The sequence below is a fragment of the Streptomyces sp. NPDC059455 genome, from assembly GCF_042750115.1.
GTDB lineage: Bacteria > Actinomycetota > Actinomycetes > Streptomycetales > Streptomycetaceae > Streptomyces > Streptomyces endocoffeicus.
In genome coordinates, this window is record NZ_JBHYVB010000478.1 from 1 (window position 1) to 1,725 (window position 1,725).

1 protein-coding gene is annotated in these 1,725 nt (G+C 73.4%); it reads right to left on the reverse strand.

Annotated features, from left to right (window positions below):
* Positions 1–1,725: type I polyketide synthase (locus ACFXB5_RS53680; protein WP_385223366.1), on the reverse strand; the 1,725-nt coding region annotated here is incomplete at both ends.

Below are 1,725 nucleotides of genomic sequence, written 5' to 3' on the forward strand. Positions count from 1 at the left end.
CCGTCGCCGCCTGAGGACAGCAGTTCCCACAGTTCCTCGGGTGAGGTCACGCCACCCGGCAGTCGGCAGGCCATCCCGACGATCGCGATCGGCTCGCTGTCGGTGGCCGACACCGGTGCCACTCGCGGGTCCGACACCGCCGATGAGGTCCGCCCGGAGAGCCGTTCGGCCAGCAGCCCGGCCACCGCGGCAGTGGTCGGGTAGTCGAAGATCAGGGTCGCCGGGAGGCGTAGCCCGGTCGCGGCGGTCAGCTGATTGCGCAGCTCGACCGCGGTCAGCGAGTCGAAGCCCAGCTCCTTGAACGCCTGGTCGACGGCGATCCGGTGGGCGTCGCTATGCCCGAGCACCGAGGCCACCCGGCCGCGTACCAACTCGACCACGGCGTTCACCCGGTCCTGCGGGGCCATCGCCGAGACCCGGTCGGCCCACGAGGCGTCGCCCGCGTTGCCCGCCTGCCGTCGGCCGCGCCGGACGACCAGGTCCCGCAGCACCTCCGGCACCGCCTCGGCCCGACCGAGCGCGGTCAGGTCCAGCCTCGCCGCTACCACCGGGCCGGTCCCGGCGGCCAGCGCCGCGTCGAACAGGGCGGTTCCCTCGGCGTCCGACAGCGGGCGCAGTCCGGCGCGGGCCTGCCGGTTCCGGTCGGTCGCGCTGAGGCTCCGGGTCAGTCCGCCGACCCGCTGCCAGGATCCCCAGGCGAGTGAGGTGCCGGGCAGGCCCAGACCGCGGCGGTGGGTGGCGAGTGCGTCGAGGAAGGCGTTGGCGGCGGAGTAGTTGGCTTGTCCGGGTGAGCCGAGGATGCCGGCGACGGAGGAGAAGAGGGCGAAGAGGGTGAGGGGGTGGTCCTGGGTGAGCTCGTGCAGCCACCAGGCGGCGTCGGCCTTGGGGGTGAGGGTGGTGGCCAGCGCGTCGGCGTCCAGGTGCTCGACGGTGGCGTCGGCCAGCGCCCCGGCCGTGTGCACGACGCCGGTCAGCGGTCCGATCTCGTCGATGAGCGTGGCGAGTGCGGCACGGTCGGTGGTGTCGCAGGAGAGGGTGCGGACGCGGGCGCCATGCTGTTGGAGCTCGGCGGTGAGTTCGGTGGCGCCGTCCGCGTCGGGTCCCTGGCGGCTGACCAGGACCAGGTCGCGGACGCCGTGTTCGGCGACCAGATGGCGGGCGATGAGGGAGCCGAGGTTGCCGGTGCCTCCGGTGATGAGGATGGTTCCGTCGCCGATCGCGACCGATTCGGTGTCCGCCGACAGGCGTGCGAGTCGGGGGAGGGTGATGGTGCCGCCCCGGATGCGGGCCTGGGGTTCGCCGGAGGCGACCAGGTTGGGCAGGACCTCTTGGGAGGCGGGGTCGTCGTCGGTGTCGACCAGCACGATGCGGCCCGGGTGTTCGGTCTGTGCGGTGCGGAGCAGCCCCCAGACGGCCGCGCCGGCGAGGTCATCGTAGGGCGCTTGGACGACGAGCGGGGTGGTGGTCGCGGTCAGGTGTCGCTGGACGTGCGCGAGTGCGTCGGTGGTGGCCCGGTGGGCGTCGGCGACTACGTCGTTTCCGGTCGGCTCCACCACGTACCGCTCGAAGGCCGGTACGGTCGCGGGCGTCGCCGGAGTGTGGGAGACCCACTCCAGGGCGTACAGGCCGTCCGGGCCCGAGTCGGCTCGTCGCAGCTGGTCGGCGGTGACCGGCCGGGTGACCAGCGCGTCGACGGTGACGACTGGCTCGCCGGTGGTGTCGGAT